Origin of the sequence: Actinomadura sp. NPDC048032 (genome assembly GCF_040653175.1) — a bacterium.
Classification (GTDB): domain Bacteria; phylum Actinomycetota; class Actinomycetes; order Streptosporangiales; family Streptosporangiaceae; genus Spirillospora; species Spirillospora verrucosospora.
On record NZ_JBEZJP010000003.1, the window covers coordinates 1 to 14,274 of the forward strand.

At 68.1% G+C, this 14,274-nt stretch carries 14 protein-coding genes and 3 tRNA genes; 7 read left to right on the forward strand and 10 right to left on the reverse strand.

What is annotated here, in order from left to right:
• The 3 genes from AB0C69_RS00840 to AB0C69_RS00850 all read right to left on the reverse strand — a co-directional run.
• Positions 1–981 (reverse strand): glycerophosphodiester phosphodiesterase family protein (locus AB0C69_RS00840; protein ID WP_360348008.1); only part of this gene is annotated, 981 nt, incomplete at its 3' end.
• A 117-nt stretch (positions 982–1,098) separates the two neighbouring features.
• Positions 1,099–2,790, reverse strand: a complete 1,692-nt coding sequence (locus AB0C69_RS00845) for an adenylate/guanylate cyclase domain-containing protein (RefSeq protein WP_360348186.1) — start codon at positions 2,788–2,790, stop codon at positions 1,099–1,101.
• An 84-nt stretch (positions 2,791–2,874) separates the two neighbouring features.
• The gene (locus tag AB0C69_RS00850; protein WP_345178079.1) at positions 2,875–4,296 is read right to left on the reverse strand and encodes an amino acid permease; all 1,422 of its coding nucleotides are present in this window, start codon (positions 4,294–4,296) and stop codon (positions 2,875–2,877) included.
• 274 nt (positions 4,297–4,570) lie between these two features.
• Here AB0C69_RS00850 and AB0C69_RS00855 point away from each other — a divergent pair.
• The 3 genes from AB0C69_RS00855 (at position 4,571) to AB0C69_RS00865 (ending at position 5,719) form a co-directional block, all read left to right on the forward strand.
• A tRNA-Asp gene (locus tag AB0C69_RS00855) sits at positions 4,571–4,648 on the forward strand.
• A 21-nt stretch (positions 4,649–4,669) separates the two neighbouring features.
• Positions 4,670–4,743: transfer RNA gene (locus tag AB0C69_RS00860), tRNA-Phe, on the forward strand.
• A gap of 196 nt (positions 4,744–4,939) precedes the next feature.
• Positions 4,940–5,719 carry a DUF5677 domain-containing protein gene (locus tag AB0C69_RS00865; RefSeq protein ID WP_360348013.1) on the forward strand — a complete coding sequence of 260 codons (780 nt, stop codon included), beginning with the start codon at positions 4,940–4,942 and terminating at the stop codon, positions 5,717–5,719.
• Between the two features lie 298 nt (positions 5,720–6,017).
• Here the strand turns inward: AB0C69_RS00865 and AB0C69_RS00870 are convergent, their stop codons facing one another.
• Positions 6,018–7,016, reverse strand: a complete 999-nt coding sequence (locus AB0C69_RS00870) for a hypothetical protein (RefSeq protein ID WP_360348016.1) — start codon at positions 7,014–7,016, stop codon at positions 6,018–6,020.
• A 187-nt stretch (positions 7,017–7,203) separates the two neighbouring features.
• On the opposite strand from AB0C69_RS00870, the gene AB0C69_RS00875 reads away from it, so the two are divergent.
• The 3 genes from AB0C69_RS00875 to AB0C69_RS00885 all read left to right on the forward strand — a co-directional run bounded on the left by AB0C69_RS00875 (position 7,204) and on the right by AB0C69_RS00885 (position 9,331).
• Entirely contained in the window at positions 7,204–7,452 is a 249-nt protein-coding gene (locus tag AB0C69_RS00875; protein ID WP_360348019.1) for a hypothetical protein, read from the forward strand.
• Between the two features lie 76 nt (positions 7,453–7,528).
• Positions 7,529–7,595: transfer RNA gene (locus AB0C69_RS00880), tRNA-Phe, on the forward strand.
• Positions 7,596–8,251: 656 nt separating this feature from the next.
• Positions 8,252–9,331 carry a TIGR03118 family protein gene (locus AB0C69_RS00885; protein WP_360348022.1) on the forward strand — a complete coding sequence of 360 codons (1,080 nt, stop codon included), beginning with the start codon at positions 8,252–8,254 and terminating at the stop codon, positions 9,329–9,331.
• Positions 9,332–9,487: 156 nt separating this feature from the next.
• On the opposite strand, the gene AB0C69_RS00890 is transcribed toward AB0C69_RS00885, so the two are convergent.
• From AB0C69_RS00890 to AB0C69_RS00910, 5 genes are all read right to left on the reverse strand, one after another.
• Positions 9,488–9,925 (reverse strand): NUDIX domain-containing protein, encoded by a 438-nt coding sequence (locus AB0C69_RS00890; RefSeq protein ID WP_360348025.1) that lies wholly within the window; start codon positions 9,923–9,925, stop codon positions 9,488–9,490.
• 59 nt (positions 9,926–9,984) lie between these two features.
• The gene (locus AB0C69_RS00895; protein ID WP_360348028.1) at positions 9,985–11,034 is read right to left on the reverse strand and encodes a right-handed parallel beta-helix repeat-containing protein; all 1,050 of its coding nucleotides are present in this window, start codon (positions 11,032–11,034) and stop codon (positions 9,985–9,987) included.
• A 108-nt stretch (positions 11,035–11,142) separates the two neighbouring features.
• Complete coding sequence (locus AB0C69_RS00900) at positions 11,143–11,736, reverse strand: SUKH-4 family immunity protein (protein WP_360348031.1); 594 nt, start codon at positions 11,734–11,736, stop codon at positions 11,143–11,145.
• Positions 11,737–11,818: 82 nt separating this feature from the next.
• Positions 11,819–12,463 (reverse strand): DUF6461 domain-containing protein, encoded by a 645-nt coding sequence (locus AB0C69_RS00905; protein WP_360348034.1) that lies wholly within the window; start codon positions 12,461–12,463, stop codon positions 11,819–11,821.
• A 124-nt stretch (positions 12,464–12,587) separates the two neighbouring features.
• Positions 12,588–13,079 carry a hypothetical protein gene (locus AB0C69_RS00910; RefSeq protein ID WP_360348037.1) on the reverse strand — a complete coding sequence of 164 codons (492 nt, stop codon included), beginning with the start codon at positions 13,077–13,079 and terminating at the stop codon, positions 12,588–12,590.
• Between the two features lie 267 nt (positions 13,080–13,346).
• Here AB0C69_RS00910 and AB0C69_RS00915 point away from each other — a divergent pair, with 267 nt between their 5' ends.
• The gene (locus AB0C69_RS00915) at positions 13,347–13,790 is read left to right on the forward strand and encodes a hypothetical protein (protein WP_360348040.1); all 444 of its coding nucleotides are present in this window, start codon (positions 13,347–13,349) and stop codon (positions 13,788–13,790) included.
• Positions 13,791–13,839: 49 nt separating this feature from the next.
• On the opposite strand, the gene AB0C69_RS00920 is transcribed toward AB0C69_RS00915, so the two are convergent.
• Positions 13,840–14,193: a DUF4190 domain-containing protein gene (locus AB0C69_RS00920; RefSeq protein ID WP_360348043.1), complete on the reverse strand. Its 354-nt coding sequence runs from the start codon at positions 14,191–14,193 to the stop codon at positions 13,840–13,842.
• Positions 14,194–14,274: the final 81 nt, after the last annotated feature.

Here is a 14,274-nt window from a genome sequence, read left to right on the forward strand (position 1 = left end):
GGCCCGACGGCGCCGCGTACTACGCCGCCGAACGCTCCCGTTGGGTCGGATCCCGTCCACGACGCCGCGCAGGACGTCCGGCCGGTTGGTGATGATCCCGTCCACGTCGAGGTCGATCGCCCGCTCCATGGCGCCGGGGTCGTCGACCGTCCAGGTGAGCACGTCCATCCCGGCGTCGTGCACCGCGTCGACGTAGGACCCGGTCAGGCCGCCGAAGGGCGGATTGACCTGGTCCGCGTACTTCGCGAGCTTCGGCAGGTCCGCGGCCTTCGGAGTGCCCAGCAGGCCGGTCGGCACCTTCGGCAGGACGGCGTGGAACCGGCGCACCGAAGCCCAGTCGAACGACTGGACGACGAGGCGCCGCCCCCGCGGGTCGTACCGCAGCCAGGACGGGGACCGCTTCAGCTCCGCCGCGATGCGCCGTTCGACGCCCGGGTAGAGCTCCGGGCTCTTGATCTCCAGCAGCAGGCCGAGGCCCTGCCCGCGCATCGCGGCCAGCACCTGGCCGAGCGTCGGGACGCGCTCGCCCGCGTACCTCCTCGCGAACCAGCCGCCGGCGTCCAGCCTCCCGATCTCGGCGAGAGTGAAGTCGGCGACCTTCCACGGCCCGCGGCCCGGGTAGACCTCCTCGGCGTTCGTCGTCCGGGCGAGGGTGGTGTCGTGCATGATCACCAGCTGATGGTCCTTCGTCTCCTGGACGTCCAGCTCGAACATGTCCGCCTTCCTGGCCCGGGCGAGCCGGAACGCCGCCAGCGTGTTCTCCGGCGCGTAAGCGGACGCGCCGCGGTGCGCGACGTCCAGGACGCCGGAGTCCGGATCCGGAGCCCGGACCGGGGCGGTGCGCGGCCGCGGTTCCGGGGCGCCCGGCAGCACGGACAGGAGCGGGTCGGGGCCTGGCCGGGCGCCGGCGGGCGCCGCCGGGACGGCGACGGCCGCGGTGGCCAGGACGGCGATGAGCGCGAGACGATTCCGCCGGTGCATCAGTCACCTCTCGGGAGCCGGGGCTGTCCGCCCCAACCCTCGGACCGTCCGGTGACGCCGGAGTTACGGATCGGTAGCAGACTGTGTACCGAAGGTGACGATACGCAGCGGGTCCCGTCAGGACGAGTCAGACACGGCCGGACCGCCGGAATCCCCTCCGGGCTCCTCCGCGCCGCCCGGCCCCGCGGCCCGCGCGCTCTTGGCCGCCTTCGCCAGCACCAGCGCCCCGAACAGCAGCCTCCTGCTGCGCCTGAGCGGGCGCGGGAACCTCGCCCGTCCCGTCTCCGGCCCGGGCCGCCGCGGCGCGGGGACCAGGGGACGCGCGGGGTGCCGGGGCGTGCCCAGCCGCGTCGGACGGCTCCGCCCCCGCAGCGTCACCGACCGCCCGAGGTCCCACTCGTCGGACTCGGCGAGGTGCGCGAGTTCCAGCACGGTCGCCGAGGCGAGCACCCGCCCCTCCTCGTCCTTCGCGAGGTCACTGAGCCGGGCCGCCTCGTTCACCGGATCGCCGATCACCGTGTACTCGAACCGCTCCTCCGCGCCGATGTACCCCGCGACGACCGGGCCCGCGGACACGCCGATCCCCGCGTCCAGCATCGGCACCTCGGCGCGCAGCCGCACCGCCAGCTCCCGGGCCGCGCCGAGCGCCCCGCCGGCCGAGTCCTCCACCTGCGTCGGCGCCCCGAAGATCGCCAGCGCCGCGTCCCCCTCGAACTTGTTGATCCAGCCGCCGTGCTTCGCCACCGCCGACACCACCACGCCGAAGAACCGGTTGAGCAGCCCCACCACCTCGTCCGGGCTGCGAGTGTCGGCCAGCCGGGTCGACCCGGTCAGGTCCACGAACAGCACGGCCACCTCGCGCGTCTCGCCGCCGAGCGTGACGACGCCGCGCTCCAGCGCCAGGTCGGCGACCTCCTCGCCGACATGCCGCCCGAACAGGTCGCGCAGCCACTCGATCTCGCGCAGCCCCGCGACCATGTGGTTGAAACCGGCCTGCAGCTGCCCGACCTCGCTCGCGTCGTACACGTCCACCTCGGCGCCGAGGTCCCCCCGCTCGACCTGCGCCATCCCGCTGCGCACCGCCTTGATCGGGTCGGCGATCGCCCGCGTCGCCATGTAGATCACGCAGACCCCCGCGAGCAGCGCGGCGCCGCCGAGGCCGAGGATCGTGATCGCGAGCTGGGTGACGTTGATGTCCGGCGAGGCCAGCGCGGCGATCGCGACGCAGATCAGCCCGAACACCGGGATCGCCGTCCCGAGCGCCCACGCGAGCATCACCCGCGTCGTCACCCCGGGCAGCCGGAGCCTCTTCGGACGCTCCGCGCCCAGCACCAGCGCCGCCGCCGGCCGCAGCAGCCGCTCCGACAGCAGGTAGACGATCGTGCAGGTCGTGCCCGCGCCGAGCAGGCACGTCAGCCCCGTCTTCACCGCCAGCCGTCCGGTGAACAGCATCAGGTCGAGCGCCGCCCAGCCGAGCGCGCCGACCGCCCACAGCGCCCCGACGAGCAGCGTCAGCCGCAGCGGCCCGAGCAGCACGGCCCGGCGCTGCCGCCGGTCGGGCTCTCCCCCGTCCCGGACGAACGTGACCACGGGCCGCCACAGCCACAGACCGCACAGGAGCGCCGCCGGCGCCGCGACCACCGGATAGCTGAAGAACGCCACCGCGTTGACCAGATGCACGTAGTCGCGGTCGTCCAACGGAGGATCGGGCACCACGAACGTCGCGAACAGCAGCACCACCAGCGAACCGATGACGTTCGCCACGCCCACCACGACCAGCAGGACCCACCGCACCCGGATCTCAAGCATGCTGGTCACGCGCGCCTCCGGAGGAAGGAACCGCCATAAGGGATCATCCCACGGCGGGCGCCTCCCCGCCGTGGGATGCCCTTTTCAGGCGCTCGTGCTCTCCTCCGCGAGCGGGACGGGGACCCGCGCCTCCTGCGAGCCGCGCCGGACGAACGGCCAGCCGATCACGACCAGCGCCGCCCAGGCGGCCATCACGTACAGCGCGATCCGCGTGTCGGCCTCCCACGCGATCGTCACGGTGACGAAGGCGAAGAACGCCAGCACGGCCCAGTTCGTGTACGGCGCCCACGGCATCCGGTACGGCGCCTTGGGCAGCTCCCCGGCCGCCGACCGCCGCCGGTAGGCCATGTGCGCGAGCAGGATGACCGTCCACACCAGCAGGGCCCCACCGGTGGAGACGGACGTGATGTACTCGAACGCCTTCTCCGGCACGACCGCGTTGACGACCACGCCGATCCCCATGACCAGCGCGGAGATGACGACGGTCAGCACGGGCACACCGCGCCCGTTGAGCCGTCCGAGCACCTTCGGCCCGTCCCCGTTCACACCGGCCGTCCGCAGCATCCGGGACGTCGAGTAGAGCCCGCCCGCGTTGCACGACGACAGCGCCGCCGTCAGCACCACGAAGTTGACGATGTCCGCCCCGCCCGGAATGCCGATCCGGTCGAACGCCAGCACGAACGGGCTCGCCCCGCCCTTGAACGCCGTCCACGGCACCACCGCGAGGATCACCAGCAGCGACCCCAGGTAGAACAGCGCGAACCGCACCGGCAGCGCGTTGATCGCTCGCGGGATGTTCTTCTCCGGGTCCTTGGCCTCGCTCGCCGTCACGCCCACCAGCTCGACGCCCAGGTAGGCGAACATCACCATCTGCAGCGTCATGATCGTGGCCCCGGCCCCCTCGGGGAACACGCCCCCGTGGTCCCACAGGTTCCCGACCCGCGCGGTGTCCCCGGCGTCGCTGAACCCGAACACCAGCACCCCGAGCCCGACCAGGATCATCATCACGATCGCCGCGACCTTGATCATCGCGAACCAGAACTCCAGCTCGCCGAAGAGCTTCACCGAGATCAGGTTCACCGTGAACAGCACCACCAGCGCCACCAGCGCCGTCTGCCACTGCTCGACGCCCGGCCACCACTTCTGGATGTACTTGCCGGCCGCGGTCAGCTCCGCCATCCCGGTCGTCACCCAGATGATCCAGTACGTCCAGGTCGTGGCGTAACCCCAGAACGGCCCGAGGAACTCCCGGGCATACCCGGCGAACCCGCCCTCCGCCCGCCGGTACGTCAGCAGCTCGCCGAGCGCCCGCATGACGAAGAACAGCGCCAGCCCCGCCACCGCGTACGTCAGGATCAGGCTGGGCCCGGCCTTGGCGATGTTCTCCCCGGCGCCCAGGAACAGCCCGGTGCCGATCGTCCCGCCGATGGCCAACATCTGGATCTGGCGGGTCCCAAGCCCGCGTTGGTAGTCCTCCGCGCTCTGGTCTGGGAGCTTCGCGACCACGCGGCCTCCTCTCTACAGCCGCCCCCGCAAGGGGGGAACAGCGCCACCCTCCGATCACGCACCGTTGCGCAACTCGGACAGAGTAGGAGCCCCAAGCACAAACACGAAACACTCTTGTCCGCCCGGTTTCTCCCCGCCCGGATCGTCCCCCCACCCGCCCGGCGTAACCGAGTTGGCGACCCCCTCGGCCATCGCGTATGCTCTCGGACGTCGCCAAGCGCCGGGAACACCGGCCAAGACACCCCTCCAGAGCCGATAGGCTCGGGAGACGCAAGGTCCTGTGGAGCAGTTAGGAGTGCTCGCCACCCTGTCAAGGTGGAGGCCGCGGGTTCAAATCCCGTCAGGACCGCCAGACGCACGCAACACGCGTCCTGGGCAGGTAGCTCAGTCGGTACGAGCGTCCGCCTGAAAAGCGGAAGGTCGGCGGTTCGACCCCGCCCCTGCCCACCTCACCAAGCAGCAACAAGAAGCGCCCGACCTGCAAGAACAGGCCCGGGCGCTTCTCTCGTCTGTCCGGCCATGTCCGACCGTCACCGGCTCGCAGCGGTTGATCGTGCCGAATACGTGCCCTAGTTCCGCACGGACCGTAGCCCCTAGGCAAACTAGATGCCAGCTACGTCCTCGGCGCTCTAGCGTGCTGGCCATGTACCAGTTCGGCGATAACCAAGAAACCATCAGACGAGCCCGCGCCATCACCCCCCAATTGATCGCGGAGGCAAACAAGATTGCAGGGGACGAGACGGGGGTGGACATCCATGCCGAACATCAGCAGGTGTTCCCGATCCTGTTCGGCTGGTGGAGGTTCGTCACCCGCACCGCCGAGGCGATCTGGCACCTAGATCAAGCTGGCTTCCGTGTGGAAGCCGCTCCTTTGGTCCGAAACCTGATCGGTCACACGTACGCCTCGATTTGGCTTGCTGACAACGGAGTCGCGGCCCTGCGAGCGCTTCAGGACTACACCGTCAGGCAAACCAACACCCTGCTTAAGGACATGCGGGAGAAGAACTGGCCAGCAGCAGAGGAGATTCCTGACGAGCCCACGCCGGTCTTCGACTTCAAGGACTCAGCGGAGGAGAAGACTCATAACAGCCTACGGGGGGAGATTGAAACCTTCCCGAATCTAGTCAAGGCTTATGGCACCCCGGAGATGTATCCCGTCTACCGCCATCTGTCTAGATACTGCCACACGACCCTTACCACAGCCACGAGCTACCTACATCAGGGCGATGACGGCAACCTCTCCCTCCTAGACGTCCCTGCCGACAGCGCAAGCAGGCCAGACATTATTCAGACACCAATCTGCCTGATCCAAACGGGTAAAGTCATCAGTCCCATGATCGCTGGTGATCCACTCCGCAAGGTTCTCGACACAGCCGCGCGCGATCTTGGGCTGCCCCCCAACTATCAGCCGAAACGCTATTAGAGATAGCGCTCCCCTGTCCTGCCCAGAGGCAGGACAGGGGAGCACTGCACTCGTCCCGTTTTCAGTCTCGTAGGGCTTGCTCGATACGTCGCTTAGCCGCTTCGTCCTACCCTTCGAAACATTTCGCATAGACGCGTAGCAGGACCTCCACACTATGGCCGGCCCATTCAGCGACCTGCGTAGCCGTAACGCCCCCGTTGAGCCAGGTGGACACGCACGCGTGGCGCAGGTCGTACGGACGCTTAGCGAGCGGCGAGGCGTACTCGGCGTCAGAAAGCGCGGCAAGGCGCGCACGGTCTCACACGCGGCGGTAGGTAATGGTGGCCAGTTCGCCGCCGCGGACACCGCAGAACGCACGCACACCGGGGCCGGGGCCGACGGTTTCCAGGTGCCGCCGCAAGATTCGGGTGAGCGGCGGCGCCACCGGGACGTGGCGCCATTCCCCTTCACCGCGGCCCTTTAGGCGCCGCAGCTCACGACGGGCGCCATTGTCGGTCCACTCTGCTCCGACCTCAGGCGAGGCGGTACAGAAGCGCAACTCTCCCCAGTCGTCCGCTGGTTCGTGCCAGTTCTCGGTTTGCTCGTCCCAGACCAACTGGGGAAGAGTGACGTTCTCGCGGTGCAGGTTGACGGCCTCCTCCGGGCGTAGACCGGCGTAGTAGAGCACGGCGAAAAATGCGGCGAGGCGCGGGCCGCTTGGCTGCTGATCCCAAACGGCTTTCAGCAGGCGCCGAGCCTGGCCATGGTTGACGACCGATCGACGGTCGATCTCGGACGAGGCTTTTGGCGCCTTCCACTTGATGACCTTGACAGGATTGCGCGCGAGCAGGTTCAACTCCACCGCGTATTCACACGCGTTGTGGAGAATCGCGCGGTTGCGTTGGACGGTCGAGGGCGCAGCGAGTGACCCGTCAAGGAGCGTCACCGCGCTGTCGAGAACGGCCCGCATGACCTTGGGGTCGGACAGCGCCGATACGGGCTTGGTGTTGCGGGCGATGGCGCGGCCACCGGCGACGGTCGACAGCGCGGCCAGCGCGAGACAGCCCGCGAGGTCGATCGGGGTTTGGGTGAACTCGGCGACCGCGGTCGCCTGTGCACAGACCCAGTCGGGAAGCGCGTCGGCGGGGAAGGCGGGCAGGCGTTGCCGGGCGCCGAGGGCCACGGGCGCCTCCCACGCAGGCGCGTCGGGCTGGCCGTGGAGTTCGGCCAGCCGGGCGATCAGGGGGGCACGGTCACTCGCGGTACGGGCAGAGGCCAGGTCAGCCGCCCTGACGGCCCGGATCGGTTTGATTCCCAAGCTGAGAGCGTGGACACGCTCTTGGTGTGCTGCTGTACAGCAGTGGGGTACCGCAACGGAGGCTCCCATGGGCTTACGCGGGCAAGTCGTCGGCCCACGGTGTAGCTGGGGTAAGCGGTGGCACGTGGGGTAGGCCGGTGGTTCGCATCCAGGTGGTCACGGCGGGGCGAGGAGTTATCGTCGGAGCATGGACGAGGCCGAGGCGAGCGAGCTTGTCTGGCGGGAACAGGTGCGCCGGCGTGGCACTGCCGAGCAGGATCGAGACGCCTTGGCTCGTCTCATCGAGTACGACGCCGACCCGTTCGAGGTCGAGTTGTACGAGCTGGCGGCCGACCCGCGGACGCTGCTCATCGACCGCGCCCAGCGGCGCCGTGTCGGGCAGCACGAGCGGCACGTCCGACGGTTGAAGGCGCGAGGTCGAAGGGCCGGACAGTGACGGCAACGTTGACGGCAACGGCGGCCGCCAAGCGGCACCAGGGGCGCACGTCGGGCACCGTCTGACCTTGGTCGACGGGGTGGCGGCAGGGGTTGCTGCTTCTGAAAAGCGGAAGGTCGGCGGTTCGACCCCGCCCCTGCCCACCTCCAAGACCAGCGAGAACGCCCCGGAGCCATACGGCCCGGGGCGTCTCATTCTGACAGCAACCGGCGCAGGCAGGAAGTCTGACTGTCCCCCGCCAACCTGACGCCACGCCGACCTTTAGCTGATCGAGGCCAGACCCCTTGAATACGGAATGTTGATCTAGCTCGCGAAATTTCTCTCGCGGGAATTATGGCGGAGCAGATCGCGGTGGTCCCGTGGCCGACCAATCCGGTAAGAGTGATTACTGCAAAGGTGTAGGCATCCGACGCCGCCACCGAGGCTTGGTGTGGGGGCGTCAATCTCCTGACTCGCGCGCCAATCCCATGGCTGAGGTCCGGGACGATCGCCGTGCGTGGTTGGGTGCGCGAAAGCGGGGCGGTCGCTGCCGCGGGGCTTCTGGTGCTCTGACCGTGGACGGCCCCTCGCCGCAGGTCAGCCCGCGAGTTGGGTGTCCGGGCGGGCTGAGTTGCTCATGAGGTTGGTTCCTCGGGCTCGGGTTTACGGGGTGGTGCACTGATCGCCCCGAAACGTAAAGCGGCCATCGTTGTTGGTCAGGATTCCGTCGCATGGTGCGGCGGCCGGATTCGCCGAACCTGCCCAGGGTAATTATCGCCGCGGTCCGACCGGGCCCGCTGATCGATTCAGGGAGATCTGAATGCGAAGAACTCTAGGTATGCTCATGGCCGCCCTGGCCCTGCTGGCAGGAATGGCCCCGACCCGTCCCGCGTCCGCCGAATCCCCGGGCCGCGCCGACGGATTGGGCCGGCACACCCGGTTCACCGAGACCGACCTGGTCTCCGACATCCCAGGCCGGGCGCCTCTTCAGGACCCCAAGCTCGTCAACCCATGGGGGCTGGCGCTCAGCCCGACCGGGCCGCTGTGGGCCGCCAACAACGGCACCGGCGTCGCCACCGTGTACGCGGGTGGCGCGAAAGGCGTGAAGAAGCAGGCGCTGGAAGTCACCGTCGAGGGCGGCGCGCCCACCGGAGAGGTGTTCAACAACACCGCCGAGTTCGCGGTGAAGGGCGCGCCGGCCACCTTCATCTTCAGCAGCGAGAGCGGCGCGATCACCGCATGGAACCGCAACACGGGAACCACCGCAGTCCGCGTGGCGGGCGCGCGAGGCGCCATCTACAAGGGACTGGCGCTGCTGCACACCCGCCATGGAGCGTTCCTGCTGGCGACCGACTTCCACAACGGGCGCATCGACGTCTTCGACGGTAGGTTCCGGCGGCTCAGGCTGCCCGGCAAGCGCTTCAATGACCCGTCGATCCCACGAGGCTTCGCGCCGTTCAACGTCGCCGTCCTCGGCCGCTCCGTGTTCGTCACCTACGCCAAGCAGGATGCGGACGCCGAGGACGACGTCCCCGGCCCCGGGCTCGGCTTCGTCGTGGAGTATCGGCGGTTCGGTCGCTTCCATCACCGCTTCGCCTCCCGCGGTCCGCTGAACGCGCCGTGGGGGCTGGTGATCGCGCCCCGATCATTCGGTGACTTCGCCGGAGACGTCCTCGTCGGCAACTTCGGCGACGGCCGGATCAACGCCTTCACCCGGCATGGCCGTTGGCGGGGCGCGCTGCGCCGGCCAGACGGCCGCCCGATCGAGATCGACGGTCTGTGGTCGCTCCTGCGCGGGACGCCGACGACCGGTGGCACCGACGCCGTCTGGTTCTCGGCCGGCCCGAACGACGAGACGCACGGCCTCGTCGGCCTGCTGCGCAAGGCCCGCCTGCACTGAACACGAGCGTGACCAGCGGCCGGGCCGGCCGCTGGTCCGTCTCCGATTTCGAGGGGCCTGTGGAGATGGTTCTGGACATCCCTGATCTTGCCTGTAATCAGGTGCCTCGGCTCAAGGGCACTGGGAAATCAGGCGGGCCGGAGGGGGTACGGCGGTTTAGTTTCGGTTGTTGGTCGTGGTGGCCCATTGGGGGTTGATGCTGTTCAGCCAGGTGTCTTGGTTATCTGCCAGGGGCTGGGGCAGCGGTAGCGGGTGGAAACGGCAGGCGAAGGTCAGGGCGGCGTCATCTCCATCGCTGCTTACCTTGTGGTTCCATGCGTCTGCCGTGGTTGCTGGCGCTTGAAGGTGAAAGTACGTGGTCCTGCGCGGCTGGTTGGTGTTGGGGTGGGGTTTGTTCTCAACGGCGATTTGGTTGACGACTGTGACGGTGCGCAGGCCGGTCTCTTCGAAGACCTCGCGCAGGACGGCTTGTTCCAGATCCTCGCCGGGGTGGACGCCGCCGGCTGGGATCTGGGTGCCGGCTTGGGGCATGCCCACGTGGTCGAAGACGAGGAGTTCGGGTGCGTCGCGATGTCTGATCACGTAGGCGGCCACGCGGATTCTGGGACGGGTCACACGGGCATTGTGCGTCTAGACGTGGTCGGCCGTGAGGGTCATCCGGCGGTGCCCACCATGCTGATGCGCAGGTTGGGGCGGTACCGGTTGCCCGGACCGACCTTGATCGGGTCCGGCTTGCAGGCGCCGCGCTTTCCTCGCTTGTCCCAATCGACGGGCTGGTTCTTGAAGCTCTTCTTGCGGCCGGGGCGGGGGTACACCTTCCCGTAGGTGTTGCCGGCGAAGTAGTTGTTCTTCCCGCACACCGGGTCGCGGTCGAACTTGAAGTAGGAGAAGAGGCCGTACCAGCCGGTCGTCTGGAACTTGTTGCCGGTCACCCGGTTTCCGCTCGCACCGTCGCTGGCCCGCACCGGGTCACCGCTGACCTTGTAGAAGGCGTTGCCCGACACGGAGTTCTTTCCAGAGCCGTTGGAGAAGTAGACGCCGTGGATGCGGCTGAGAACCGTGTCGTTCTCCAGGTTCCAGAAGTTGTTCCTCTCGATTTTCATGTTCCACGAGTAGTACATGTGGACGGCGCCGTACCCCTCAGTGCCGGAACCGTATTTGGTCCCGATCCTGCGGAAGGTCATGTCCCGGACGGAACCGCCGCTGATCTTCTTGCGGGTGGCCTTGTCGCCCCTGAACAGGATGCCGCCCGCGGTGTAGTTCTGGATGGTCATGCCGCTGAAGTGGATCTTCGCGGCGCCGGGGCGCACGGTGGCCCAGTATCCGTCGCGGCCGCCGCCGTCGAAGACCACGCGACCCGTCCCCGACTCGGGCCGGACGGTGAACTCCCCACCCGCCGGGGCGTAGTCCCACTCGAATTCCTCGTCCTTGTAGGTGCCGCCCTTGACGAGCACCGTGGCCTTGGACGCCCCCTTGTCCTCCAGGATCTTCTCCGCCTCGGCCATGGACGAGGCGGTGTTTCCCCGCCTGGCGGACGTCCCCGCCTTCCCTCCCGGAGTCACGTGGACGACGAGCTCCTCGGCCTCCTGGGCGCCTATCGACGTCGCCTTCAGAGGCGTGGGGCCCAGCGTCGTCGCCGAGATCAGCCCTCCGGCCGTCACAACGGCGGCGGAAAGGCCGATCAGGATTGCGGTCTGGCGCATGGATGCTCCTCGCTTCGTCGGTCCCCGACTGATCAGCAGGAACGCTACGGAGCGCGATGCCTGGTCCCTAGGGCCTTAGGGCCCCGAAAACCGACTCGGCGGCCCCAATCAGCGACGTGAGCGGGCTCCCGGGCTGTCGCCTTTGAAGCGCTGGCCCGCGGCGATCTCGTCGCCCACCACCGACCAGACGGTCTCGTCGTCCTGGAAGGGGAGCGGGTCGATGCTGCTGGTCTCCTGACAGATACGCGCGACCTCGCGTTCCAGGCGTTCGAATTCGGCTTCCTCGTCGCCGCTGAAGGTGAACTCGTCGAGCAGGCGTTGGAAACGGAAGGTGACCTGGACGAGGGAGGAGACGTCCGTGTGGAGTTCTTGCGCGGTCTCCTCGTCGGGATCGAAGGCGTGCACCTTGCCGGAACCGGGGTCGAGGGCGAGGTGGGCGTTGAGGAGCCAGCCGATGACGGGCCATTCGCCCGCGTCCTCGAAGTCCTCGGTGTTGACGACCTCATGGACGAGGGCCAGCCGACCGGATTCCTCGTCGGGCTCACGCAGCCAGAACGTCCCGGTGGGTACGCCGACGGTCTGCAGGAGACGGGCGCCCTCAGTGCCCGCGGCGGAGGGCGGGAAGGCGGTGGCGGGCAGGGTCGCGAGCCGTTCCTCGCCGAAGAAGGTGACGTGTTCGCTGCGGGCGACGTCGAAAAGCATTGCCGATACTCCGAACTTGGCGGCGACACGCCGCCGGAGACCTCTCACTTGAAGAATGCGGTCATGACAGCAGGGGGCGCGGCTAACGGCGGTTCACCTTTGCGAGCAGTTGTGGACGGGTGAACCAGTCGGCGTCGAGGCGCTGCCCGGTCAACGACTCAAGGGTGGCCATCGCGGTCTCCCAGTCCGGGCCCGGGTCGGAATGCTCGTGGAGGTCGAGCAACGCATCGAGGTGGTCGGTCAGTGCCTCCGGGTCGGTACCCCACCGGTCCAGGGGGCACAGGGTGTCCAGTTCGGTGACCACTGCGCCGTCGACGATGTAGGAGAGCCTGTTGAAGTTGTTGATAGCCCAGAACACCGTGTGAACGGTGGCGTTCTGGCTGAGCCGCCGCAGCGTCTCTTCCTCGGCGGTGTTGGTGCCGAATCCCACGATGATGAACGCGTCGCCGCGCTGCTCAAGGAAAACCGTGTCAGCCAGGTCGTCGTATTCGAGGTTGGAGACGCAATCGGCGGGCCGGTCCGTCGTGATGGCGTCCGGTTCGCCGTGCAATCGGCGTACTACTTCTTCCACGGTCAGCTGCGCCTTGTGAGGGCGCACCACCGTCCACGACAGGTTCTCCTCGATGGAGAAGTACTCCGAGAGGTCGCTCAATCGCTTGAACATCTGCACATAGTGCTCGATCTGCCCAGGTGCAGGACCCGCCATGATGCCCTCCGGTACGGCCACTGATCGCCTGACCGTACCGTCAGGGGCCGGGCTGACGGCGCCCGTCGCTCGGGGGGCGGCTCCAGGCCCCCGGCGTGCGGGGAGGCGTCCATCCGGGTGGAGGGACGCCTCGCGTGTTCTCCGCTCAGTAGATGGTCGGGGTGCCCGTCAGGTTCCAGGTCTTGCCGCCCAGGCCGTCGAGGTTGATGTCGTAGTTCACCGCCCCGTCGGCGCTCCACCCGTTGTTCAGGGAGGATCCGGAGACGGCCCAGCCGCACGAGAAGGCGCTGCTGCTGTTGTTGTTGATCAGGTTGGTGAAGTCGCAGGTGTAGGTGTCGTAGACGGAGTCGTACCGCTCCACCCGGACCTTGAGGTCGAAGTTGTCGAACTTGTCGGTCGTGCCGCCTCCACCGCTGAAGGTCCCGTTGGCGACCGCCTGGTGGTAGCCGCCGCTGTCGACGATGCACAGCTTGATGTGGACGCTGACGTTGGTGCCGGGAGTGCCGATCGTGGTGTCCTGCGAGCTGGTGCACTTCTCGGTGTAGGCCATGGCCGGGGTGGCCAGGTAGCCGAGACCGCCTGCGAGCAGGGCGGAGGCGGCCACGGTGGTGGCCAGACGGCGCGTCTTCGTGCGCATGGGGGTACTCCTTGCGAGGGGGCCCGATATGGCCGTAAACGTAACCGAAAACGTCCGGATTCTGACCCGATCTTCCAGTCGCTCACAGGAGCGTGACCCAAGCGATACGGAAGATCGTTTCATGCCGCTAATCGTTTTCATTGCCGTTCGCGAGCAAGGGCCGTTGAAGCGGAGTCGATTGCACGCTGTCGTGACATGGCGCTGCCGTCGAACGGCGATCCGTGATCGTCGTATCTCGTCGGGGACGCATCGCGTAGCCTCACCGCCATGGCACGCCCGCGCCGGTCAGCTTGGCTCGCTGTCCTCCTGATCTGCTGCGCCATCGGAGTGTGGTCCTTCGTCTCCAAGGGTCACGCCGCGAAGGAACGAGACGAGGCACGAGCTCGCGCGACCCTGGTGAGCTACCTGGCTCTCGTGCGGGGTCGCAACTGGACGAAGGCCTGCGCCATGCAGGACGACAGCTCCCGGGACTCCGACTGCGAAGCGTTTCTGTCGAGCGGGCCGCGTCTCGTGGCCTTCGACGTCGGAAGCGCTCGGTCGACGAGTTGGAACACCGAGGGCACCTTCATCACGTTTCCGGTTTCGCTCATTTACTCTGGCGGCGGCCACGAGTTCATCGAACTCAAGGTCGGCTCCAAGGCCGGCGGCCACGCCGACACCGTCGTCGACGGCCCGTCCCTCCACACCCTTGAACGCCCCTACGACGGATGAACGACGTCAAGGCCCGGCGACCGGCGACGTGAGCGTCGGCGAGCCGGCGTCATCCACTGCCGGCGGCATCGGAGAGCACGGCCAGGCCGGTGATGAGCCCCAGCACCACGACGACCGCCAGCACGCAGACGATGATCAGCAGCCAGCCCAGGACGATCCCCAGCAGCGCCATTCCGCGCCCGTCCCCGTCGAGGCGGCGGCCCCGGAATCGGCCGACATGCCCGGCGATGACCGCCGCCAGTGCGGACAGCATCGCCAGACCGACGAACACCGCCGGGTTGATCCAGGCGATGCCCGTGGCGAAGCTCGCCAGTGCCGCGACGCCGAAGCCGGCGAAGAACAGGCTCACCTTCGCCGGCCGGTTGCCGCTCGGTCCGGTTCGCCGCTCCGCGGCACAGCTCATGATCGCCCCCTCGGATCGCTGGGCACCCTACCAGCGGCAACCCTCACCGGCAGGACGCGCCGACGCCCCTGATGCGCCGTC

Excerpts from the sequence above, each read along its gene's own strand:
- AB0C69_RS00910 (WP_360348037.1), bottom strand. The coding sequence starts at position 13,079 with ATGCGCACGAAGACGCGCCGTCTGGCCACCACCGTGGCCGCCTCCGCC.
- AB0C69_RS00895 (WP_360348028.1), bottom strand. The coding sequence starts at position 11,034 with ATGCGCCAGACCGCAATCCTGATCGGCCTTTCCGCCGCCGTTGTGACG.
- AB0C69_RS00885 (WP_360348022.1), top strand. The coding sequence starts at position 8,252 with ATGCGAAGAACTCTAGGTATGCTCATGGCCGCCCTGGCCCTGCTGGCA.
- AB0C69_RS00875 (WP_360348019.1), top strand. The coding sequence starts at position 7,204 with ATGGACGAGGCCGAGGCGAGCGAGCTTGTCTGGCGGGAACAGGTGCGC.
- AB0C69_RS00920 (WP_360348043.1), bottom strand. The coding sequence starts at position 14,193 with ATGAGCTGTGCCGCGGAGCGGCGAACCGGACCGAGCGGCAACCGGCCG.
- AB0C69_RS00845 (WP_360348186.1), bottom strand. The coding sequence starts at position 2,790 with ATGCTTGAGATCCGGGTGCGGTGGGTCCTGCTGGTCGTGGTGGGCGTG.
- AB0C69_RS00915 (WP_360348040.1), top strand. The coding sequence starts at position 13,347 with ATGGCACGCCCGCGCCGGTCAGCTTGGCTCGCTGTCCTCCTGATCTGC.
- AB0C69_RS00900 (WP_360348031.1), bottom strand. The coding sequence starts at position 11,736 with ATGCTTTTCGACGTCGCCCGCAGCGAACACGTCACCTTCTTCGGCGAG.
- AB0C69_RS00865 (WP_360348013.1), top strand. The coding sequence starts at position 4,940 with ATGTACCAGTTCGGCGATAACCAAGAAACCATCAGACGAGCCCGCGCC.